The sequence below is a fragment of the Corynebacterium sp. MSK039 genome (genome assembly GCF_030232315.1).
Lineage (GTDB): Bacteria > Actinomycetota > Actinomycetes > Mycobacteriales > Mycobacteriaceae > Corynebacterium.
The window spans coordinates 53,560-74,519 of sequence record NZ_JASPJL010000009.1; the positions used below are offsets into that span (position 1 = coordinate 53,560).

18 protein-coding genes are annotated in these 20,960 nt (G+C 63.5%); 15 read left to right on the forward strand and 3 right to left on the reverse strand.

From position 1 onward, the window contains the following. The first annotated feature begins 94 nt into the window (after positions 1 to 94). Positions 95 to 439 carry a HesB/IscA family protein gene (locus QP997_RS07345; RefSeq protein WP_012360489.1) on the forward strand — a complete coding sequence of 115 codons (345 nt, stop codon included), beginning with the start codon at positions 95 to 97 and terminating at the stop codon, positions 437 to 439. A gap of 233 nt (positions 440 to 672) precedes the next feature. On the opposite strand, the gene asnB is transcribed toward QP997_RS07345, so the two are convergent. After that, on the reverse strand, positions 673 to 2,631 hold the full coding sequence (gene asnB, locus QP997_RS07350) for an asparagine synthase (glutamine-hydrolyzing) (RefSeq protein WP_284846720.1): 1,959 nt from the start codon (positions 2,629 to 2,631) through the stop codon (positions 673 to 675). Positions 2,632 to 2,975: 344 nt separating this feature from the next. Here asnB and ctaC point away from each other — a divergent pair, with 344 nt between their 5' ends. Continuing rightward, a complete protein-coding gene (gene ctaC / locus QP997_RS07355) occupies positions 2,976 to 4,079 on the forward strand; it encodes an aa3-type cytochrome oxidase subunit II (RefSeq protein WP_070757789.1) in 1,104 nt (367 codons plus the stop codon). A 39-nt stretch (positions 4,080 to 4,118) separates the two neighbouring features. Beyond that, the gene (gene ctaF / locus QP997_RS07360) at positions 4,119 to 4,550 is read left to right on the forward strand and encodes an aa3-type cytochrome oxidase subunit IV (RefSeq protein WP_070757791.1); all 432 of its coding nucleotides are present in this window, start codon (positions 4,119 to 4,121) and stop codon (positions 4,548 to 4,550) included. 301 nt (positions 4,551 to 4,851) lie between these two features. Here ctaF and trpD read toward each other — a convergent pair whose 3' ends face one another. Further along, positions 4,852 to 5,961 carry an anthranilate phosphoribosyltransferase gene (gene trpD / locus QP997_RS07365; RefSeq protein ID WP_070757793.1) on the reverse strand — a complete coding sequence of 370 codons (1,110 nt, stop codon included), beginning with the start codon at positions 5,959 to 5,961 and terminating at the stop codon, positions 4,852 to 4,854. A gap of 423 nt (positions 5,962 to 6,384) precedes the next feature. On the opposite strand from trpD, the gene ctaE reads away from it, so the two are divergent. The 4 genes from ctaE (at position 6,385) to qcrB (ending at position 10,797) form a co-directional block, all read left to right on the forward strand. Continuing rightward, positions 6,385 to 6,996: an aa3-type cytochrome oxidase subunit III gene (ctaE, locus tag QP997_RS07370; RefSeq protein WP_070757795.1), complete on the forward strand. Its 612-nt coding sequence runs from the start codon at positions 6,385 to 6,387 to the stop codon at positions 6,994 to 6,996. A gap of 68 nt (positions 6,997 to 7,064) precedes the next feature. Next, positions 7,065 to 7,961, forward strand: a complete 897-nt coding sequence (qcrC, locus tag QP997_RS07375) for a cytochrome bc1 complex diheme cytochrome c subunit (RefSeq protein ID WP_070757796.1) — start codon at positions 7,065 to 7,067, stop codon at positions 7,959 to 7,961. Next, positions 7,958 to 9,163, forward strand: coding sequence for a cytochrome bc1 complex Rieske iron-sulfur subunit (gene qcrA, locus QP997_RS07380; protein WP_070757798.1), 1,206 nt, complete (start codon positions 7,958 to 7,960; stop codon positions 9,161 to 9,163). The genes qcrC and qcrA overlap by 4 nt, the downstream gene beginning before the upstream one ends. After that, positions 9,160 to 10,797: a cytochrome bc1 complex cytochrome b subunit gene (gene qcrB / locus QP997_RS07385; RefSeq protein WP_015381699.1), complete on the forward strand. Its 1,638-nt coding sequence runs from the start codon at positions 9,160 to 9,162 to the stop codon at positions 10,795 to 10,797. The genes qcrA and qcrB overlap by 4 nt, the downstream gene beginning before the upstream one ends. A 198-nt stretch (positions 10,798 to 10,995) precedes the next feature. On the opposite strand, the gene QP997_RS07390 is transcribed toward qcrB, so the two are convergent. Further along, complete coding sequence (locus QP997_RS07390; RefSeq protein ID WP_284846721.1) at positions 10,996 to 11,646, reverse strand: 3'-5' exonuclease; 651 nt, start codon at positions 11,644 to 11,646, stop codon at positions 10,996 to 10,998. Between the two features lie 469 nt (positions 11,647 to 12,115). Between QP997_RS07390 and QP997_RS07395 the strand changes: the two genes are divergently transcribed. The 8 genes from QP997_RS07395 to QP997_RS07430 all read left to right on the forward strand — a co-directional run bounded on the left by QP997_RS07395 (position 12,116) and on the right by QP997_RS07430 (position 20,692). Further along, positions 12,116 to 12,739, forward strand: coding sequence for a C40 family peptidase (locus QP997_RS07395; RefSeq protein WP_070757971.1), 624 nt, complete (start codon positions 12,116 to 12,118; stop codon positions 12,737 to 12,739). 335 nt (positions 12,740 to 13,074) lie between these two features. Further along, complete coding sequence (locus QP997_RS07400) at positions 13,075 to 14,256, forward strand: NlpC/P60 family protein (protein ID WP_284846722.1); 1,182 nt, start codon at positions 13,075 to 13,077, stop codon at positions 14,254 to 14,256. Between the two features lie 15 nt (positions 14,257 to 14,271). After that, positions 14,272 to 15,513 (forward strand): glycosyltransferase family 4 protein, encoded by a 1,242-nt coding sequence (locus QP997_RS07405; RefSeq protein WP_284846723.1) that lies wholly within the window; start codon positions 14,272 to 14,274, stop codon positions 15,511 to 15,513. 132 nt (positions 15,514 to 15,645) lie between these two features. After that, positions 15,646 to 16,626 carry an ROK family protein gene (locus QP997_RS07410; RefSeq protein ID WP_284846724.1) on the forward strand — a complete coding sequence of 327 codons (981 nt, stop codon included), beginning with the start codon at positions 15,646 to 15,648 and terminating at the stop codon, positions 16,624 to 16,626. A 101-nt stretch (positions 16,627 to 16,727) separates the two neighbouring features. After that, positions 16,728 to 17,471: a lysophospholipid acyltransferase family protein gene (locus QP997_RS07415; protein ID WP_070757977.1), complete on the forward strand. Its 744-nt coding sequence runs from the start codon at positions 16,728 to 16,730 to the stop codon at positions 17,469 to 17,471. Positions 17,472 to 17,504: 33 nt separating this feature from the next. Beyond that, entirely contained in the window at positions 17,505 to 18,749 is a 1,245-nt protein-coding gene (locus QP997_RS07420) for an acyltransferase family protein (RefSeq protein ID WP_284846725.1), read from the forward strand. 12 nt (positions 18,750 to 18,761) lie between these two features. After that, positions 18,762 to 19,265 (forward strand): polyadenylate-specific 3'-exoribonuclease AS, encoded by a 504-nt coding sequence (locus tag QP997_RS07425; protein WP_284846726.1) that lies wholly within the window; start codon positions 18,762 to 18,764, stop codon positions 19,263 to 19,265. 38 nt (positions 19,266 to 19,303) lie between these two features. Further along, positions 19,304 to 20,692, forward strand: coding sequence for a class II 3-deoxy-7-phosphoheptulonate synthase (locus QP997_RS07430; protein WP_070757981.1), 1,389 nt, complete (start codon positions 19,304 to 19,306; stop codon positions 20,690 to 20,692). The last annotated feature ends 268 nt before the right edge of the window (positions 20,693 to 20,960 follow it).

Here is a 20,960-nt window from a genome sequence, read left to right on the forward strand (position 1 = left end):
TTGTACGGGAGGACGGAGCGCGAGCTTGTGGAATTCGCACCGCTTCGCGAGTAACCTAAACGAGCATCGAAACCATCCTTATTGAGGAGGAAATATGACTGCCCCAGAGAAGGTCACGGGTGTCGAGCTGACCGACGCCGCTGTGGCCAAGGCAAGCTCCCTGCTGGCCCAGGAGGGTCGCGACGACCTGGCACTGCGCATCGCGGTCCAGCCAGGTGGCTGCGCTGGCCTGCGTTACCAGCTGTTCTTCGATGACCGCTCCCTGGACGGAGACCTGAAGGACGAGTACGAGGGCGTGAACCTGGTCGTCGACCGCATGTCCGCCCCATACCTGATGGGTGCGAAGATCGACTTCGCGGACACCATCGAGTCCCAGGGCTTTACGATCGATAACCCGAACGCTTCCGGCTCCTGCGCCTGCGGCGACTCCTTCTCCTAAGCCGAAGAAAGGCCCTTGACCCCGCGGCTGCGGGGGAGCGAAAGAGGGAAGACGGCGAAACGCCGCGGCCCCACGTTGAGTGGGTGCCGCGGCGTTTTCTGTTGCAAGGAGCCCAACAGGGGCTAGCGAGCGGTGAGGTCCCAGGGCTTGGCAGGGCCCCGGGGGAGTAGGGCCCGGGGTAGGGCCTAGGGCGCGGGTTTCCCGCCCCGGCCCAGCGGCCTAAGAGCGTGGCCTTAGAGCTTCACCGGGTAATCCTGCTCGCTGATGCCCGGGTCGATGCGCTTCTCCACGAAGATGCCGTGCCAGATCATGAACGCCAGCACCGTCCATAGGCGGCGGGAGTGATCCGGGCCGGAACCGGAGTTCATCGCCGTCCGGTGCTCCTCGAGCATCGCCAGAACCTCGGCCTTGTTGAAGATGTGATCCGTCTGGGAATCCTCGATGTGCTTCTTCGCCCAGCCGTAGAGCTCGTCGCCGGCCAACCAGTGGCGGATCGGCACCGGGAAGCCCAGCTTCTTGCGGTTGAGCACGTGCTCCGGAACGATGCGCTCCATCGCCTTACGCAGCGCGTACTTCGTCGTCCCGTGGGAGATCTTCATATCGATCGGGAGGGTTTCCGCGACGTCGAAAACGACCTTGTCCAGGAACGGAACGCGCAGCTCCAGGGAGTTCGCCATCGTGATCTTGTCCGCCTTGACCAGGATGTCCCCGCGCAGCCAGGTGAACAGATCCAGGTGCTGCATGCGGGCCACCGGATCCATGTCCCTCGACTTCGCGTAGATCGGGGCGGTGACCTCCCGGTGATCCCACTCGGGGCGGACCTCGCGCAGGACGCGCTCCAGCTGCTCGTAGTTGAAGGAGCGGGCGTTGCCGTAGTAGCGCTCCTCCATGGACATCGTGCCGCGCTGCAGCAGCGACTTACCGCGCACGCCGTCCGGCAGTGCGTCGCCCAGCTTCGCCAACACCTTATTAATAGGGCCAGGAATCTTCTCGAATGGGGCGAGGCTCAAAGGCTCCTTATAAATGGTGTAGCCACCGAAGAGCTCGTCCGCGCCCTCGCCGGAGAGCACGACCTTCACGTGCTTGCGGGCTTCGGCTGCCACAAAGTACAGCGGCACCAGCGCCGGGTCGGCAACCGGGTCGTCCAGGTACCACATGATCTTCGGCACCGCGTCGGCGAACTCCTCCGGGCTGACCACCTTGACGATGTGCTCCGCGCCGATCGCCGCAGCGGACTCCGCGGCGACATCCACCTCGGAGTAGCCCTCGCGCTGGAAACCCGTGGTGAAGGTCAGCAGGTCCGGGTTGTGGCGCTTCGCCAGGGTGGCGATGGCCGTGGAGTCGATGCCGCCGGAAAGGAAGGAACCCACCGTGACGTCCGCGCGCATGTGCTTGGCCACGGAATCCTCCAGGGCCTCGGCGATGCGCTGGAAGAGGGCATCCTCGCCGCCCGCCGGCACCTTAGCCACAGGGAACTTCGGCTCGAAGTAACGCTCCTCCTCGATGGTGCAGCCGCCCTGTGCGCCCTCCGCTGGGGGAGTGATGAACGCGCGGGAGCCCGACTCCAGACGGAAGATGTTCTTGTGCAGGCTCTCCGGCTCAGGGACGTACTGCAGATCTGTGTAGTGAGCAATAGCCCGGGGATCCAGATCGAGGTTCAGGCCGATGGCGTCCGCAAGGGAAAGGATGCACTTCTTCTCGGAAGAGAAGACCGTCGCCTTGTCTGTCGACGCCAGGTACATCGGCTTGATGCCGAACGGATCGCGAGCGAGGAACAGGCGGCGCTCGACCGAATCCCAGATCGCGATGCCGAACATGCCACGCAGGTGGTTGACCACATCGGCACCCCAGTGGTGGAAACCAACGACGATCGGCTCTCCGTCGCCGCTGGTATTAAAGGAGTAACCCAAGCGCTGGAGCTCCTCGCGCAGTTCGACGTAGTTGTAGATCTCGCCGTTGAAGGTCATGGAGTAGCGGTTCGGCTGATCCGCCGGCCCCCACTGCAGCGGCTGGTGGGAGTGCTCCAGGTCGATGATGGACAGGCGGTTGAAGCCGAAGACCACATCGTCGTCGTTCCAGGTGCCGCTATCATCCGGACCACGGTGACGCATGCACGGCAGCGCTTCAGCGACCGGGTCGGTGAACGTGTTGGCAGTGCCGTCGGCGGACAGTAAACCAAGTAGGCCACACATAGGGTGCTTTACTACTCCTGAATCATCGGGGACTATATAAACTGACGCGCGGAACAGAGGTGGCCGCGAGCCAGGTCGGTTAGACTACAAACTACGCGCTCGGGGGCGCTCGTCCTAGCTGGCGCGCGGGGCAGAAAACGGGCAAGTTGCCCCGGACGGGGGGAGGGGCTCACAGGAAACCCCCAAAATGTGGCACCCACCGCAACGAATAGTGGCAATTCGCTGTATATGGTCTAAAGTTCTCTAGTGAAGCAGTCTTGGGCGCAACAAGCGTGCGCTCACCACGAGCGATAACGCCGAAAAACCCAAGGCTATGAACGTGTGAACGAGGAAGGCATAATCGCGTGGAACAGCGAAAAGTGCACGGTATGACTCGCCGTATTGCTATGGCAGGGACGCTCGGCCTGTCCGGCCTCGCCCTTGCTGGTTGTAACGTCGCGCCCCCGGAGAACGGCTTTTTCCATGCTCTCCGCATGGGCTGGCCGATGGGTATCACCCCGGAGGCTGAGCAGATGGGCAACTACTGGGTCTGGGTCTGGGTGGCTGCCTGGATCATCGGTATCATCATGTGGGCCCTGATGTTCTTCGTTATGGGTCGCTACTCCAGCAAGGCTCGCTCCCGCCGTGGCGACAACGAGGAATTCCCACGTCAGACGGGCTACAACGTCCCGCTCGAGCTGGTGCTCACCACCCTCCCGGTCCTGATCGTCATGGTCCTGTTCTTCTTCAACGTCCAGACCCAGGACAGCGTTACCGCCCTGGATAAGGACCCGAAGGTCAAGGTCGACGTCACCGGCTACCAGTGGAACTGGAAGTTCGGCTACGGCGAGATCAACGGCGAGCTGCTGGGCGGCCAGGACTACGAGGGCGTCGACAAGGAGGCTCAGCAGCGCGCTGAGGACTCCAAGTACGAGATCCGCTCCAACACCAACCACGGTGTCGGCCCGATCCACGGCCGTTCGAAGGAAGACTACAGCTACCTGAACTTCAACAAGATCGAGACCGTCGGCTCCACCGACGAGGTTCCGGTCCTGGTTGTTCCGTCCAACACCGCAATCGAGTTCAACCTCGCCTCCGCGGACGTTGCCCACTCCTTCTGGATCCCAGAGTTCCTCTTCAAGCGCGACGTGTTCCCGCACCCAGAGGCAAACCAGTCTGAGCGTCGCTTCCAGATCTCCGAGATCAAGGAAGAGGGAGCATTCGTCGGTCGCTGTGCCGAGATGTGCGGTACCTACCACTCCATGATGAACTTCGAGCTGCGCGTCGTCTCCCCGGAGAAGTTCGCGGACTACATCAAGTTCCGTCAGGACAACCCGGAGGCTCCGAACTCCGAGGCTCTGAAGTCCATCGGTGAAGCTCCGTACTCCACCTCTACCCACCCATTCGTTTCCGACCGCACGGGCACCCGTGAAGCCGGCGAAAACATGACGGACCGCAACGCTGCCTAAGGGCACCGCGCGAGTTCCTAACTAGAGAAAGAGGAAAAGATGACTTCCGGAGCAAAGCTTTTCTACGGCCTCGCCCTGTTCTTCTTCGTCATGGACGTGGTCTACATCCTGGGCACCAAGCACCTGGTCGAGACCAACCGTGTGATGGGCACCGAGTGGGCTGGTGTCACCGGCCTGACCCTGGCCCTGCTGCTGTCCCTGATGCTGGCTGTGTACCTGCACCTGACCGACAACAAGACCGACATCGGTCCTTCCGACTGGGAGATGGCTGAGATTGAGGACGGCGCTGGCGTGCTGGGCTTCTTCTCCGCTGGCTCCATCTGGCCGCTGCAGCTGACCATCGCCGTGATGCTGGTCGCTTACGGTCTGGCCTTCTGGCACTTCTGGCTGATCGTGGCCGGCGCAATCTTCCTGATCTGGGGCTCTGTCATGATGAACCTCCAGTACGGTGTCGCTCGCGACGACCACTAAACGCTTAAGCGTTCACACGCTTTAAGTCCGCGGCCGGGATCCCTCGACGGGAACCCGGCCGCGTTCCGTATTTCTGGACCCTGTTCGCCAATACCTCGCTGCCAGCCGGCGGGCCATCGCATCTGCAACCGCGCTGGGGCGGTACATCTGGTTGGGCTAGCGGGGGCGGGTTGAGGGACAGGCGTGCGCGCGGTTCAATAATCAACGGCAGCGGAGTACTTCGGTTGAAAAGCAACGCAAAAGGCCCCTCGGTCAGGCTTTAAACCTTTACCGAGGGGCCTGATGGGGCAGTGGTGCGGCCCTAGCGGGCGATCATCGCCTCCATCTTCTCTAGGGCTGCGCCGGACTCCAGGCTCTCGCGGGCGCGGTCGATGTTCCGCTTCAGCGTGGCCTGCAGACCGTCTTCCTCCCAACCCTCGACGGTGGCCAGCGCTGCGGCGCCGTTGAGCAGGACGGCGTCCTTAATCGCGCCCTCGAGCTCGCCACGGAAGAGCTTGCGGGCGATCTCGGCGTTGTACTCGGCATCCCCGCCGCGCAGGGCGTCCTCCTCGTAGAAGTCGAGGCCCAGGGAACGCGGATTGATGATCTCCTCGCCGGTCTGGCCGTTGGCATCCACCGTGACCACGTCGGTTGGGGCGCACACGCTGATCTCGTCCATGCCGTCCATACCGCGGACGACGAGCACGCGGCTGCCCTGGTGGGCGAATGCTCCGCCGATGATCGGCATGAGATCCTTGAACGCACACCCGATGAGGCCATAACCGGGCTTTGCCGGGTTGGTCATGGGGCCGAGCAGGTTGAAGACGGTCGGAACCTTCAGCTCGCTGCGCACCGGGCCCGCGAAACGCATGGCCGGGTGGTAGGCCTTCGAGAACAGGAACGCGAAGTGCGTCTCCTTCAGGTCCTCCGCTACGGCCTCGGGGGAGCGCTCGATGTCCACACCGAGCGCCTCGAGCATGTCCGCGCCTCCACATTGGGAGGACGCCTTGCGGTTACCGTGCTTAACAACGTTCGTTCCGGTGCCCGCGACGACGAAGGACGCCATCGTGGAGATGTTTACGGTGTTGCGGCCATCGCCGCCGGTTCCGACGATGTCCACGATCTTGTCCACGCCCGAGAAGTCCACCGGGGTCGCGAAAGAGCGCATGGCCTCTGCTGCAGCGGCGAGCTCCGCGGCGGTGATGCCCTTAACCCGAAGACCAAAGGCAAAGGCGGAGATCAGGACGTCGCTGGCGCGTCCAGCCATGATCTCGTTCATCGCCCAAGCGGTCTGGGACTCGCTGAGCTCTTCGCGGCGACCCAGGCGGTCCAGTAGGCCCGGCCAGGTGAAGTAGGACTCCGGAAGCTGCTCGGCACCAAGTGCATGAGCGGTAGAGGTGAATGTGCTGTGATCGGTTGACTCTGTTGCCACCTGTTGGCTCCCTTCCAAAGCTGTTTCTTTAAATAATACGGCGGAGGTTAGCGTTGCCTGTGAGCGGGTGGCGTGGATCACCACTGCGAACCGAATCTCGGCGACTTCTGCGGGGGTAAAGGTGAGATGCGGGGGCGCTTCGGGGTCGGGGTTCGGGCCTGAAGTGGGGGAGGGGGTGGTGCCTTGCTGGCTGAATCCTGTGAACAAAATCGGGTGTCAGTACGGCGGAAAACCGGGTCCGCTTATGCGCTGACCTGGCACGATGTGGTGCGTCGGATAGCGGTTCCAAAAAGTTCCGACTATCCCCCAAAGGGGGGATACTGGCAGGTTTGTCCAAGGTTTGACCTGCTGTTTTCCAGTCCGCTTTGAGCTTTCACGCGTGGGGAATCGACTATCTGCCAGAAAACAGCCATACTTAGACACGTGACAAGCGCAGTTGAAAACCCAGGTATGGCAGCACCACATCGTGTTGCGACGCTGAACCGACCGAACATGGTCAGCGTCGGCACGATCGTGTTCCTGTCTCAAGAATTGATGTTTTTTGCTGGCCTGTTCGCGATGTACTTCGTGTCCAAGGCCAACTCGGGAGGCAATTGGCCATCCGAGCCAACCGAGCTGAACGTGCCTTTCGCGGCGACGATTACGATCATCCTGATCTCCTCGTCCGTGACTGCGCAGTTCGGCGTGTTCGCGGCTGAGAGGGGGGATGTCTTCGCTCTTCGTCGTTGGTACGCACTGTCGGCGTTGCTGGGAACCGTGTTCCTTATCGGTCAGGGATACGAGTACTTCCACTTCGTCGAGACTGGAACCACGATCCCGGGCTCCGTTTACGGCTCGGTGTTCTTCATCACGACCGGTTTCCACGGCGCACACGTGCTGGCCGGTGTGATTGCGTTCCTCGTTGTGTTGCTCAGGACGTTCAAGTCCAAGTTCACCCCGGCACAGGCAACCGCTGCCGTCGTCGTGTCTTACTACTGGCACTTCGTCGACGTTGTCTGGATCGGCCTGTGGATCACGATTTACTTCGTTCAATAGGCCGTTAGCGCCAACTCAGGTTGGCCGACAGCCCATCGCAATTCCATTGACGAGTTAAAGGGAACAAGATGGATACCTCTAACAACAACGCGAGCGCTGGTGCAGCAACCGGTGCACAGCGTTCCCCAGGGGCCGCACGGCGGCGCCGCAAGCTCCGCAAGGTGCTTGCCGGGGCATTCGCTCTCGTCGTCGGACTGACCGGCGCGGGATTCCTGGCTAATGCCCTCACTCCGGACCCGAACACTGCTACGGCACAGCAGGACGAGACCGCACTGGTCCAGCAGGGTAAGGAAATTTACGAAGTGGCATGTATCACCTGCCACGGTGCCAACCTCCAGGGCCAGGAGGGTCGTGGTCCTTCGCTGATCGGTGTCGGCGAGGGCTCCGTGTACTTCCAGGTCCACTCCGGCCGCATGCCGATGCTGCGCAACGAGGCGCAGGCAAAGCGTAAGCAGCCGCGTTACTCCGAGCAGCAGACCCTGGCTCTGGCGGCATACGTCAACGCCAACGGTGGCGGCCCGGGCATCGTCCGCAACGAGGACGGCTCCATCGCCATGGAGTCCCTCCGTGGTAAGAGCACCACCGACGGTGAGATCAACCCGGCCGACGTGGCACGCGGTTCCGACCTCTTCCGTCTGAACTGTGCCTCCTGCCACAACTTCACTGGCCGTGGTGGCGCACTGTCCTCCGGTAAGTTCGCTCCGACCCTGGATCACGCGAACGAGCAGGAGATCTACCAGGCCATGCTGACTGGCCCGCAGAACATGCCGAAGTTCTCTGATCGCCAGCTGACCGCTGACGAGAAGAAGGACATCATCGCCTTCGTGAAGAACGCTAAGGAAACCCCGAACCCGGGTGGCTACGGCCTCGGCGGTCTGGGTCCCGTTAGCGAGGGCATGCTGATGTGGTTCGGAGGCATCATCGTGATGATCGCCTTCGCGATGTGGATTGGAACCCGGTCATGAGCGAATTGAAGAATAAGTACACTGATGCCGAGCTGGCACAGATGAGCGAGGAAGACCTCGCTCGCCTCGGCACCGAGCTGGACGGCGTGACCGTCGCTTACCGTAAGGAACGCTTCCCGATCGAGAACGATCCGGCTGAGAAGCGTGCCTCCCGTCGGGTTGCCACCTACCTGATCCTCTCCATCGTCCTCGGCCTGGCATTCGTTGCCATCTACCTCTTCTGGCCGTGGGAGTACAAGCACATGGATGAAGAGGGCCTGTGGTGGTACACCTTCTACACCCCGCTGCTGGGTATCACCTCTGGTCTGTCCATCACCCTGCTGGGCATGGGTGTTGCGGCTTACACCAAGAGCTTCATTCCGGAGGAGATCTCCGTTCAGACTCGCCACGACGGCCCGTCTGACGAGGTCGATCGCCGCACCCTCGTGGCCCTCCTGAACGACTCCTGGAAGACCTCCACCCTCGGCCGCCGCCCGGTTATCGCCGGCCTGGCCGCAGGTGGTGCTGCACTCGCTGGTCTCGCGATCATCCTCCCAATGGGTGGCATCGTGAAGAACCCGTGGAAGCGCGGCGCAATGGGCATCGCCGGCGACGGCACCCTGTGGACCACCGGCTGGACCCTGCACGAGCAGGGCGAGAAGCTGTACCTGGCTCGCGACACCGGCGCCGTGGCTGAGAACCACGACGGCCACTGGAGCACCCAGGGCATCTCCCGCCTGGTCCGCGTCCGTCCGGAGGACCTGGACGCTGGTGCCATGGAGACCGTCTTCCCGATGACCGAAAGCATGGTCAACGACGGCGACAAGTACGACTCCAAGGCTGAGGTCTACGAGGACCACATGCACTCCATCCACGGTTCCCGCAACGCGGTCATGCTGATCCGCCTGCGCCACGAGGATGCTCTGCGTGCTGTCCAGCGTGCCGGCCAGGAAGACTTCCACTACGGCGACTACATTGCGTTCTCCAAGATCTGTACGCACATTGGTTGCCCGACGTCCCTGTACGAGCAGCAGACCAACCGTATTCTTTGCCCGTGCCACCAGTCCCAGTTCGACGCACTGCAGTACGGCAAGCCGGTCTTCGGCCCAGCCGCACGTGCACTGCCAGAGCTGCCGATCACGGTGGACGAGGAAGGGTACCTCATCGCCAAGGGCAACTTCATTGAGCCTGTTGGCCCGGCATTCTGGGAGCGTAGGTCATGACCACTAAGCAACAAGGCCGCCTCGCGCAGGCCGCAAACAACATCGATGAGCGCTACACCGCGTCTGGGGTAATCCGCCCGCAGATCAACAAGGTGTTCCCGACTCACTGGTCTTTCATGCTCGGTGAGATCGCGCTCTACTCCTTCATCATTCTGATCCTGTCGGGTGTTTACCTGACCCTGTTCTTCGACCCATCCATGTCGAAGGTCATTTACGACGGCGCCTACGCACCGCTCAACGGTGTGGAGATGTCCGCCGCTTACCACACGGCCCTCGACATCACCTTCGAGGTGCGTGGTGGCCTGTTCATTCGCCAGGTCCACCACTGGGCAGCACTGCTGTTCTCCGTGTCCATCATGGTTCACATGATGCGCATCTTCTTCACGGGTGCATTCCGCAAGCCACGTGAGGCCAACTGGGTTATCGGCTGCCTGCTTCTGCTGCTGTCGATCGCCGAGGGCTTCATGGGCTACTCCCTGCCGGACGACCTGCTCTCCGGTGTGGGTTTGCGAATCATGTCTGCAATCGTGATCTCCCTGCCGATCATCGGCACCTGGATGCACTGGATCATGTTCGCCGGTGACTTCCCGGGCGACATCATCATCCCGCGCCTGTACATCGCGCACGTGCTGCTGATCCCGGGCATCCTGCTGGCTCTGATCGCTGCTCACCTGGCTCTGGTCTGGTTCCAGAAGCACACCCAGTTCCCTGGACCGGGTCGCACCGAGAACAACGTTGTCGGCGTCCGAATCCTCCCGGTCTTCGGTGTCAAGGCTGCTTCCTTCGGCCTGATCACCTTCGGTGTCGTGGCACTGCTGGCCGGTGTCTTCCAGATCAACGGTATTTGGAACATTGGCCCGTACAACCCGTCCCAGGTCTCCGCTGGTTCCCAGCCGGACGTCTACATGCTGTGGACTGATGGTGCTGCCCGTGTCATGCCGGCATGGGAGCTGTACCTCGGTAACTACACCATCGCCTCTGTCTTCTGGGTCGCCCTGCTGCTCGGCCTGCTGGTCGCGCTGCTGATTGCTTACCCGTGGATCGAGCAGAAGATGACCGGCGACACTGCACACCACAACCTGCTGCAGCGTCCGCGCGACGTTCCCGTCCGCACCGGCCTCGGCGTTATGGCGCTGGTGTTCTACGCACTGCTGACCGTCTCTGGTGGTAACGACCACGTCGCTCACTTCTTCGACATCTCGCTGAACGTGATGACCTGGGTCGGCCGCATCGGCCTGATCGTGCTGCCTCCGATCGCGTACTACGTCACCCACCGCATCTGCGTTGGTCTGCAGCGTCGCGACCGGGAGATCCTGGAGCACGGTATCGAGACCGGTACCATCCGTCAGCTGCCGTCCGGCGAGTTCATCGAGGTCCACCAGCCGCTTGGTGGCGTCGACGAGCACGGCCACGCCATCCCGCTGGAGTACCAGGGTGCATACGTGCCGACCCAGCCGAACGACCTCGGTGCGGCTGGCAAGCCGGGCCGCGGTGGCTGGTTCAGCCCGGACTCCCCGGAGATCGCCGAAAAGGCTCAGGAGATCGAGCACCGCAACGCGCTGGAGCGCAAGCAGATGTTCGAGCGTCTCCAGGAGGCCAACCGTGCCGAGCTGGAGTCCCGCAACGAGGACTAAACGCCACAAGGCGCATAGCTCGCTCAAGTACCGGCGCTAGTTCCAACTGCCACTAGCAGCCGGGAAAGGCTAAGGGCGGGGCCCACGGTAAAAACGTGGGCCCCGCCCTTTCTCTATGACCTATTTAAAGCTTCCCGCTGTTCCTGCCTGAGGGATTTGCGCGTGCGGAAGCGTTGAGCGGGGTGCGGTGAGCGCCCACTAACGCTGTGGGGGCTCTTGTGCGATTGTGTAGAGCCGATGGGTGAGATCGAAAGTCGTGGCCGCGTCCTGCTGCGCCCGATGGGTAGGGGAGGAGGGCAACCCACAGTGTGCCGCGAGGTTCGCCAACGTATAACGCCCCACGGCCTCCCGGGGGATGAGCTCTCGAGCGGTTGCTGCCGTGCACAACGCTTGCGGGAGGCACTGCTCCGTCAAAGCCCGTGCCGCATCCGCGTGCCCCAGGCGAGCGTATTCCGCCGCGAGGAAGCCGACGTCGAACTTCACGTTGTGCCCCACGAGCGTCCTATTCAATACGTGGGGTAGGAGCTCCTGAGCGACCTCGGCAAAAGTGGGTGAGTTGGCGACATCATCGTCTCTAAGCCCGTTGATGTTGCTGGATTCCGCAGGAATGCTGCACTCAGGGTTGAGGAGGCAGTGGAACCTCCCCACGATGCTTCCATGCTCTACGGTCAGGACAGCGATCTCGATGATTCTATCCGTGGCAGGCTCCAGCCCGGTGGTTTCCAGGTCCACCACCGCACAGCGTTCCAACGCTGCTGCCAACGCAGCCTCAAGGCGTGGGCGCGGGTTCACCGACGAGCCATCATCACGATTGCAGCCGGGTTGAGTATTAGCCGGGGGAGTGCTCATAGCTAAGGAGTCTAGGCGCGCTCCCGGACAAGCCCGTTCTTTGGCTGAGCAGCAGGTGTTCGATGTCCGGTTTTCTTCCCTCCAAACCGTGTTTCCAGCGCCAAAAAAGCACCCAATATAAAGAGATGTGAGCAAGATCACATTGCTGAAACCTCGCCGCCATGCCTGCGGTGCTCGCGCCAGCGGTCGAGCGGTATAGCAAATGCAAGAACGCAGGTAGCGGGGTTATTACGGTTTGGTAACTTTTGCGTGTTCGCGGGGTGAAGTTCCCAGGTCGGTGCCCTTGGTTGGCATGGAAACAGAAGAATTTTCACAAACTTTGGCCGTTTCAGTGGACAGGGCTTGTGATCGTTTCGTAATCTTTCCGTGATCTTAAAGCAGAGGGCAGCCGCCCCGCCGGTAAACATCCGGAGAAAAGAAACCGAATAAGAACTCCTTTCAAGGGGAGTAGCGAAAGGCAAGAATTTCTATGGGTAAGCACCGTAAGCAGGGCAACACCGTCCGCAACGCAGTCGCATTCGCAGCAGCAGGCGCAGGCCTCGCAGCCCTGGCTCCGGCCACCGCCACCGCCGCGCCGATCACCGTCCCGGACACCGACTTCTCCGTCGAGGCGCCGGACCACATCGCCAAGCAGGTGCAGCCGCACATCGATAACGCTCACCGCCAGGCAGTGAACGCAGGCCTCATTAAGCAGGCTCAGGTTCCAACCAAGGGTGCGAAGAAGGCTGCCCCTGCTAAGGCACACGTCAGCATCGGCCAGAAGATCGCCGACTACGCTATGAGCAAGGTCGGCGCCCCGTACGCCTGGGGTGCCGCTGGTCCGAACGCCTTCGACTGCTCCGGTCTGACCAGCTGGGCCTACAAGCAGGTCGGCAAGAACATCCCGCGTACCTCCCAGTCTCAGGCTGGCGGCGGTAAGCCGGTCGCCATCAAGGATCTGCGCCCGGGCGACATCGTCTCCTACTACGGTGGCGCATCCCACGTTGCTATCTACATCGGCAAGGGCAAGGTCGTCCACGCCGTCAACTCCGGCACCCCGGTTCAGGTCAACGACCTCAACTACATGCCGGTCAACAACGCAGTGCGCTTCTAAGCTTTCTAGCGCCAGATTGCCCGCCGGAGTGGCCCAAAATGCGGCCTCCGGCGGGTTTCTTGTTTCCTTCAGTTAACTCTTGTGGCTAACGAGGCCTGGCGTTACTGCGCTGCAGCTCAGCCCTCCGAAATGGCTACTCATTGCGAGCCAACTGTGGCATAATCACAAGTTGGTTGTTCCGCTGGGTTTCGGTTCGCCGCAGCAGGTGTCAGCCCAAGCCAACACGGCTGCACGATCCCCCTGAAAACCCGGCTTGTGGCCGTGACGACCCCGTGAACGGCCCGTACATCCGCCCCCACACTGTGGCTCTTCGAAGCAAAGGTTTGGAAAAAATCTTGTCTAAGCAGAAATTCACCCTCGGGACTAGTGTTTGCGCTGCTGTACTCACCGCCGCGACGATCCTGCCGACCGCGCCAATCGCGCAGGCCGACCCCGCCGCGTCGACCCGAGACAACGGAGCCAACCAGGCGGACACGAAGAAGGACAAGAAGAAGCTCAGCGAGTTCGACGCCACCCAGGCTGACGTCGACCGTCTGCTCAAGAGCCCCGCGCCGAAGGACGTCGACGGCCTGATCAAGCGCCTCGAGAAGATCTCCCGCACCGCGGCGGTCACCAGCGACCTCGTGGAGTCCACCAAGGGGCGCATCGCCAAGCAGAACGAGGCCCTGGACAAGGCCAACCGCGACGTCCGCGCCGCCAAGGCCCAGCTCGACAAGACCCAGAAGAAGGTCGACGCCTCCCGCGCCTCCGTCTCCGAGATGTCCCGCTCCGCCTACCGTGGCGCCAGCGTGGACCCGGTCTCCGCGATCGCCGGCGCATCCGGCCCTGCCGCGGCCATGGACCGCTCCGCCTACCTCACTGCCCTGACCCGCGACGCGCAGTCCCGCATGGACGCCGTCACCCAGGACCAGCAGGAAGCCCACGCCGCCCGCTCCAAGGCGCTGCGCACCAAGGCCCAGGCCGACCACCGCCTCAACGAGCTGCGCTACCAGGAGAAGAAGCTCAACGAGCGCACCGAGGACCTGGACCGGCTGAAGGCCGAGGTCAAGACCATCGTCGATGGCTTCTCCCCGGAGGACCGCCGCCGCTGGGTCGACCGCAACGGCCCCATCGACGTCGACGTCGACGAGTTCCTCGGCAAGCTGAAGAAGTCCGCCGGCGGTGCCGCGAAGGGCAATTACGCCGGCGCCGTCGCCGCGGCGATGAGCAAGCTCGGCGCCCCGTACAGCTGGGGAGCCACCGGCCCGGACGCCTTCGACTGCTCCGGCTTGATGGTCTGGGCCTACCAGCAGATCGGCAAGTCCATCCCGCGCACCTCCCAGGCCCAGCTCTCCGGCGGCCAGAGCGTCAGCACCTCCGACCTCCAGCCGGGCGATATCGTCGCTTACTACCCGGGTGCGACCCACGTGGGCATGTACATTGGCGACGGCCAGCTCGTCCACGCCTCCGACTACGGCATCCCGGTCCAGGTTGTTCCGGTCGATTCCATGCCGATCGTCGGCGCCGTCCGCTACTAGCAGGTCCCACCCGGCGTGCCGGAGCAGCAGAACAACGGCGTCCCAGCCCCGCGGGTTCTCGTCGTCACCAACGACTTCCCACCGACCCTCGGGGGCATCCAGACCTATATTCGCGACTACCTCAACGCGCTGGTCACCCACGCCGGGATCCCCGCGGAGAACATCGTGGTCTTCGCCTCCACCCAGGACGCCGACGCGGCCGCCGAGTTCGACGCCGCTGTCGACTACCACGTCGTACGGTGGCCCCGGAAGATCATGCTGCCGACCCCGCAGGTCGCCCGCCGCATGCGGCAGCTCATCCGCGAGTACCGCATCGACACCGTGTGGTTCGGTGCAGCAGCCCCACTCGCTGCGATGGCTCCCAGCGCCCGTTCCGCTGGGGCAACGCGGGTCGTGGCCTCCACCCATGGCCACGAGGTTGGCTGGTCCATGTTCCCCGGCGCCCGTGCCGTGCTCCGCTATATCGGCCGGCACGTGGACACTCTCACCTTCGTCTCCCGCTACGTGCGTGGGCGCATCGCCGGGGTTTTCGGCCCCGATGTGGCGTGGGAACCCATGCCCGGCGGCGTGGATGCCGCAAGCTTCACCCCGGATGAGCAGGTCCGGCAACGCCTCCGCCGACGCGTGGGCGTTGAGGAAAAGAAAGTCATCGTCGCGGTTAGCAGGGTCGTTCCCAGGAAAGGGCAGGACACCCTCGTGGCAGCGATGCCGCAGATCCTGCGGGAGGTCCCGGATGCCCACCTCGTGATCGTCGGCCCTGGCGATTACGCGAAGAAGCTTCAGCGGCGGGCTGAGGCTCTTCACGTTGCCCAACATGTGACCTTCACAGGGCCGGTGCAGCCAGAAGACCTCGCCGGCTACTACAGCCTCGGGGACGTCTTTGCCCTGCCGGTGCGCACCCAGGGCGGTGGGCTCTCCGTCGAAGGGCTGGGCATCGTCTTCCTCGAAGCACAAGCCGCAGGGAGGGCCACCGTGGCCGGCGATGGTGGGGGAGCACCCGAGACCGTCATCAACGGAGTCACCGGCGAGATCGTGAACGGGCGTGACAACGCCGCCGTCGCCTCCTGCCTCAGCGCACTACTCAACGACCCGGAACGCGCCGCAAACCTGGCCGCAGCTGGGCAGGAGCGCGTCGCGGAGGCCTGGGACTGGCGCGTTCTCGCCCAGCAACTGGAGTACGTCCTGCGGGGCGACCACCAGCCACGGCGGCGCACACCACCCCGCCACAGTTGGAATTCCCCGGTCAATAAGAAGTAAGTTCTATAAAGACCTCAACTCGCCAGCCGCGCGACACGATCGCCGCAACCTCAACCGAGGGGCGAGAACCACGGCGAATACCGGTGCTACGGGGCACCGGTATTTCCACGCCTGAATCGAGAAAGGTTGCCGGTGCACAACCAGGAAGCACCAGCTGAACACCCACAGCTGACGATCGGTATGGACATCGGAGGCACGAACCTCCGCGCGGCAGTCATCGACGCCGACGGCACGATCGTCGACCTCGAAAAACTCCCCACACCATCCGAAGCCCCGGCGCTGGAGGACACCATCGTCCGCGTCGTCGACACGCTGTGCGCCCGACACCCGCAGATCGGTGCGGTGGGCCTCGCGATCGCGGGTTTCCTGGCCCCGGACCTGCGCACCGTCCGTTTCGCGCCCCACCTGCCGTGGGAGGACGTCGACGTCGTCGCCCGACTGGAAAACCGCATCAAGTTGCCCATCGTCGTGGAACACGACGCCAACGCCGCCGCCATCGGGGAACACCACCGTGGCGTGGCACAGGGGGTCGGCACGTGGGCGCTGTTCGCCATTGGCACCGGGGTGGGTGGCGCGCTCATGCACAACGGCGAGCTGTACCGGGGCTCCTTCGGCACCGCGCCCGAGTTCGGCCACATCACGGTGGTGCCCGGCGGGCGGTCCTGCCCCTGCGGCAAGCGAGGCTGCCTGGAGCGCTACTGCTCCGGCTCCGCGCTGCAGCTGGCCGCCCATGACCGCATTGCGGAGCGGGCCTACCCGGAATCCGTGCTCTTCACCCGATTCCACCGGCAACCGGAGGAGATCTCCGGCCGGCACATCGTCAAGGCTGCCCGCGATGGGGACAAGCTGGGCCTTGAGATCCTCCGGGACGTCGGGGAGTGGCTCGGCCGTGGCCTGGCGATGGTGCAGGACATCCTGGACCCAGAGCTCATCGTCCTGGGCGGGGGAGTGAGCGCCGACGCCGACCTCTTCCTAGAAACCGCCCGGGCAGAAATGGCGAAAAACATCGTCGGCCAAGGTCGTCGGCCCCTAGCCCGCGTCGTTCCCGCGGAACTGGGTGGGGACGCCGGTATGATTGGCGTGGCTCTACTCGCAGCGCAGGCGCTGGATTAAAGAAGTTATAGCCCTGGGCAGCCCGGGCCGCGCGGCGTGCGGCCAAACACGATCGGGGCTTCGAAGCCCGAGGCGAACTCTAGGAAGGCAAGACTTTTCCAATGCGGAACCGGACTTACTGGTGGTTGAAGCACGTCTTCATCGGGCCGTGGCTGTGGATCTACAACCGGCCATTCACCCGCGGGCTGGATAAGCCCCCAGCGGACGGGCCGGTGATCTTCGCCTCCAACCACCTCGCTGTGATGGACTCCTTCTACTTCCCGCTGGTGAACAAACGCCAGCTGACCTTCCTGGCGAAGAAGGAATACTTCACCACCCCAGGCCTGGTCGGCGCGATCCAGCGCTGGTTCTTCTCCTCGGTGGGGCAGGTGCCGATCGACCGCGCCGACAAGGGGTCCCAGGAGGCCGCTCTGCAGACCGCGCTGCGGGTGCTGGAGAAGGGGGACGCGCTGGGCATGTACCCGGAGGGCACCCGCTCGCCGGACGGTCGCCTCTACCGTGGCAAGACCGGCATGGCTCGCATCGCGCTGGAGTCCGGCGTGAAGGTCTATCCGGTGGCGATGATCAACACGAATAAGGTCAACCCGATCGGCTCCTGGATCCCGCGGCCCTACCGCTGCGGCGTGATCGTGGGCGACCCGATCGACCCCGCCGAGTTCAAGGATGCCGGGGATGATTACCAGCAGGCCCGTGCGCTGACCGACCGCGTGATGGAGGAGCTCGCCAAGCTCAGCGGCCAGGAGTACGTGAAGGATTTCTACGCCGCGGACGTGAAAAACTCCCTCGCTGCAGGTCAGGGCTACCCGGAGGGTTCCGCTCCCGGCGAGGGCGTGGTGTACTCTTAAAAAACGTTAAGAAGTCGCGCTTCGATAAGGGGCTTGCCGGCCACGGATCCACACTGGGGCAGGGCAGAGCCCCATTGGCATAGAGGAGCAAACATCAAGACGAGCAGTGAGCAGACCGCGGACGCGACCGCGGCGAGCAGCGCGTCGGCGCCGGCCTCGACGCCGCGCAAGGCGAGCCGCGTCGAGTGGGCGGATACCGCGAAGGGCCTGTCGATCATCGGCGTGTGCCTGATGCACGTCGTCACGGCGGTTCCGGATGGCACCAGCACACCGCTGGGGCTGCTGTCCTCCTTCCTCGACCCGCTGCGCATGCCGCTGTTCTTCCTGGTCTCCGGGCTCTTCGCCCACCGAGTGCTGGAGCGCACGCTGGGGGACCTGTGGTATCGCCGCCTGTGGTTCCTGCTCGTTCCCTACCTGGTCTTCACCCCCTTCCAGGCGCTGATCCGCCTCAACATGGCGGGCAATGCCGACCTGTCCCACCTGATCCAGGCGATCCTGTTCGGCGATCCCGGGCTGTGGTTCCTCTACACGCTGATGGTTTACAACATCGTCGCGTGGTTGTTGCGTCGCCAGCCCGCCGTCGTGGCCCTGGCGCTCTCTTTCGTTCCCATCTGTGCAGGCATGATGACCGGCTGGGTGCAGACCCAGAGCTTCCGCCAGGCCTTCATCTACATGCCGATCTTCTTTGCCGGCCTGCACTTCCGCACGTGGTTCTTTGCCCTGGCCAATAAGGCCGGCAACGCGGCGGTCATCCTCGGCACCTTCGGAATCTTCGTGGCCTGGGAGTTCGTGTACCGCTACATGGAGGCGGTGGTCTTCGAAGGCTGGGATATCGTCATTTCCAGCCAGAACGCATTCCTGGCGCTCATCCGCACCTTCACCGCTGTGCCGTTCGGCGTGGTGCTGGCCGTGTGGCTGAGCAACACCCCGCTGGTCAGCCGCTTCCTGACCTTTGTCGGAGCAAACACCCTGCCGATCTACGTCAGTCACCATGCGATGATGTGGCTGTTTATGGACGTCGGCGCCCGCGGCCTGGCCCATAGTGACCCGGAGCGCTTCGGGTTCCTTACTGAGACTTATCCGTTCATGCTCATCGGCTTCGCTGCTTGCCTGTTCGCCGGGACCCTGTTCTACAACGTCGGCAAGGTGCCGGTGCTCAAGTGGATTCTTTATCCGCCGGCTTTGCCCCGGGCGGGCGCTACCCGGTTACACTCGACGGCGGAACAACGCTCCACGCCGCGCCAGCAGTGCGCAAGCTCCACCCAAACGCGAAGCTAGAAAGCAGTAGCAGTGCGCTATTTTTATGACACCGAGTTCATCGAAAACGGTCGCACCATCGACCTGATCTCCATCGGTGTTGTCGCGGAGGACGGTCGCGAGTTCTACGCGATCTCCACGGAATTCGACGCGGGGGCGGCCGGCCCATGGGTCAAGCGCAACGTGCTGCCGCTGCTGCCGCCACGCTCCCACGCGGCCTGGATGAGCCGCGCGCAGATGCGCGACCAGCTCTACGACTTCCTCCTGCCGCCCGGCACGACCCGCCGCGACTGGCCCGAACTGTGGGCCTGGCTGGGGGCGTACGACCACGTGGCGCTCGCGCAGCTGTGGGGGGATATGACCAAGCTGCCCCGCGAGATTCCACACTTCACCCGCGAGCTGCGCCAGCTGTGGGAGATGGCGGGCAAACCGCAACTGCCGGAGGCCCCATCTAAGGCCCACGATGCGTTGGTGGACGCCCGTTTCAACGCCGTGAAATACCGGCTGAGTATGTCGGCGCTGAATAAGCGCACTTAACACGCAGCCCAGGGCCAATTTCGGGTATAGTTTTAGGCATGTCTTGGACTATTGACCTCCCCATCGATGAGATGCCCGACCTCCCACCGCTGCCGGACGATATCGCAGCGGAGTTTGACCAGGTTTTTGCTCGTGATGCCAAGCAGCAGCCGAGCTGGGACAAGGATCATGCTTATCGTGTCCGGAGGATTCTCGAGTCCGTCCCTCCGATCGTCGTCGCCCCGGAGATCCGTCGCCTGCGCAAGCAGCTCGCGGACGTCGCCCTGGGCAAGGCCTTCCTGCTGCAGGGCGGTGACTGCGCCGAGACCTTCGAGTCCAACACCGAGCCGCACATCCGCGGCAACATCAAGACCCTCCTGCAGATGGCTGTCGTCCTGACCTACGGGGCGTCCACCCCCGTGGTGAAGATGGCCCGCATCGCCGGCCAGTACGCGAAGCCACGCTCCGCCGACCGCGACGCCAACGGCCTGCTGAACTACCGCGGCGACCTCGTCAACGGTCACGAAGCCACCGAGGAAGCCCGTGCCCACGACCCGTCCCGCATGGTGCGCGCCTACGCGAACTCCTCGGCGACCATGAACCTCATCCGCGCCCTGACTGGCTCGGGCACCGCGGACCTGTACAAGCTGCACGAGTGGAACCGCGAATTCGTCGCCAACTCCCCGGCGGGCGCCCGCTACGAGGCCCTGGCCCAAGAGATCGACCGCGGTCTGGAGTTCATGAGCGCCTGTGGCGTGACCTCCTCCACCCTGCACACCGCGGACATCTACGCCTCCCACGAGGCCCTCGTCCTGGACTACGAGCGCGGCATGCTGCGCCTGGCCCACGACGAAGAGGGCAGGGACGTGCTCTACAACCTCTCCGCCCACCAGGTGTGGATCGGCGAGCGCACCCGCGGGCTGGACGACGCCCACATCCACTTCGCCTCCCTGATCGGTAACCCGGTCGGAGTGAAGATCGGGCCGACGACCACCCCAGAGGAGGCCGTCCAGTACGTCCACCGCCTCGACCCGCACAACGATCCGGGCCGACTGACGCTGATCACCCGCATGGGTTACGACAAGATCCGCGACGTCCTGCCGCCGATCGTGGAGGCCGTGGAGGCCACCGGGCACAAGGTCATCTGGCAGACCGACCCAATGCACGGCAACACCTACACCAGCTCCAATGGCTACAAGACCCGCGACTTCGACCGCATCATCGATGAGGTCCAGGGCTTCTTCGAGGTCCACCGCGCCCTTGGCTCCCACCCGGGTGGTGTGCACGTGGAGCTCACCGGCGACGACGTCACCGAGGTCGTCGGCGGCGGCCAGTCCATCACCGACGTGGACCTGCCGAAGCGCTACGACACCACCGTCGACCCGCGCATGAACACTCAGCAGTCCCTGGAGCTGGCGTTCCTCGTCGCGGAGATGCTCCGCAACTAGGCTGCTGCCGCTGTAGCCAGCGCCGGACCGCACCGGTCCCGCAGCGCAACGCAATCCCGGCGGAAGGAGTTATTCCTTCCCCGGGGTTATTGCGTGCCCAGCCGGTTGCGTGGGGTCGGTTGATTGAGGGCCGGTTGCCCAGCCGGTTGTGCAGGGTGCACGGCAGCGATAGCCATCTAGGGTGTCAGGCGGGGGGGTGTCCCTATGTTTTTGTCAAGTGCCAGACCGATGTTGACGAGCGCAGTCTTGGGAGTAGTTTCTTAGGCGT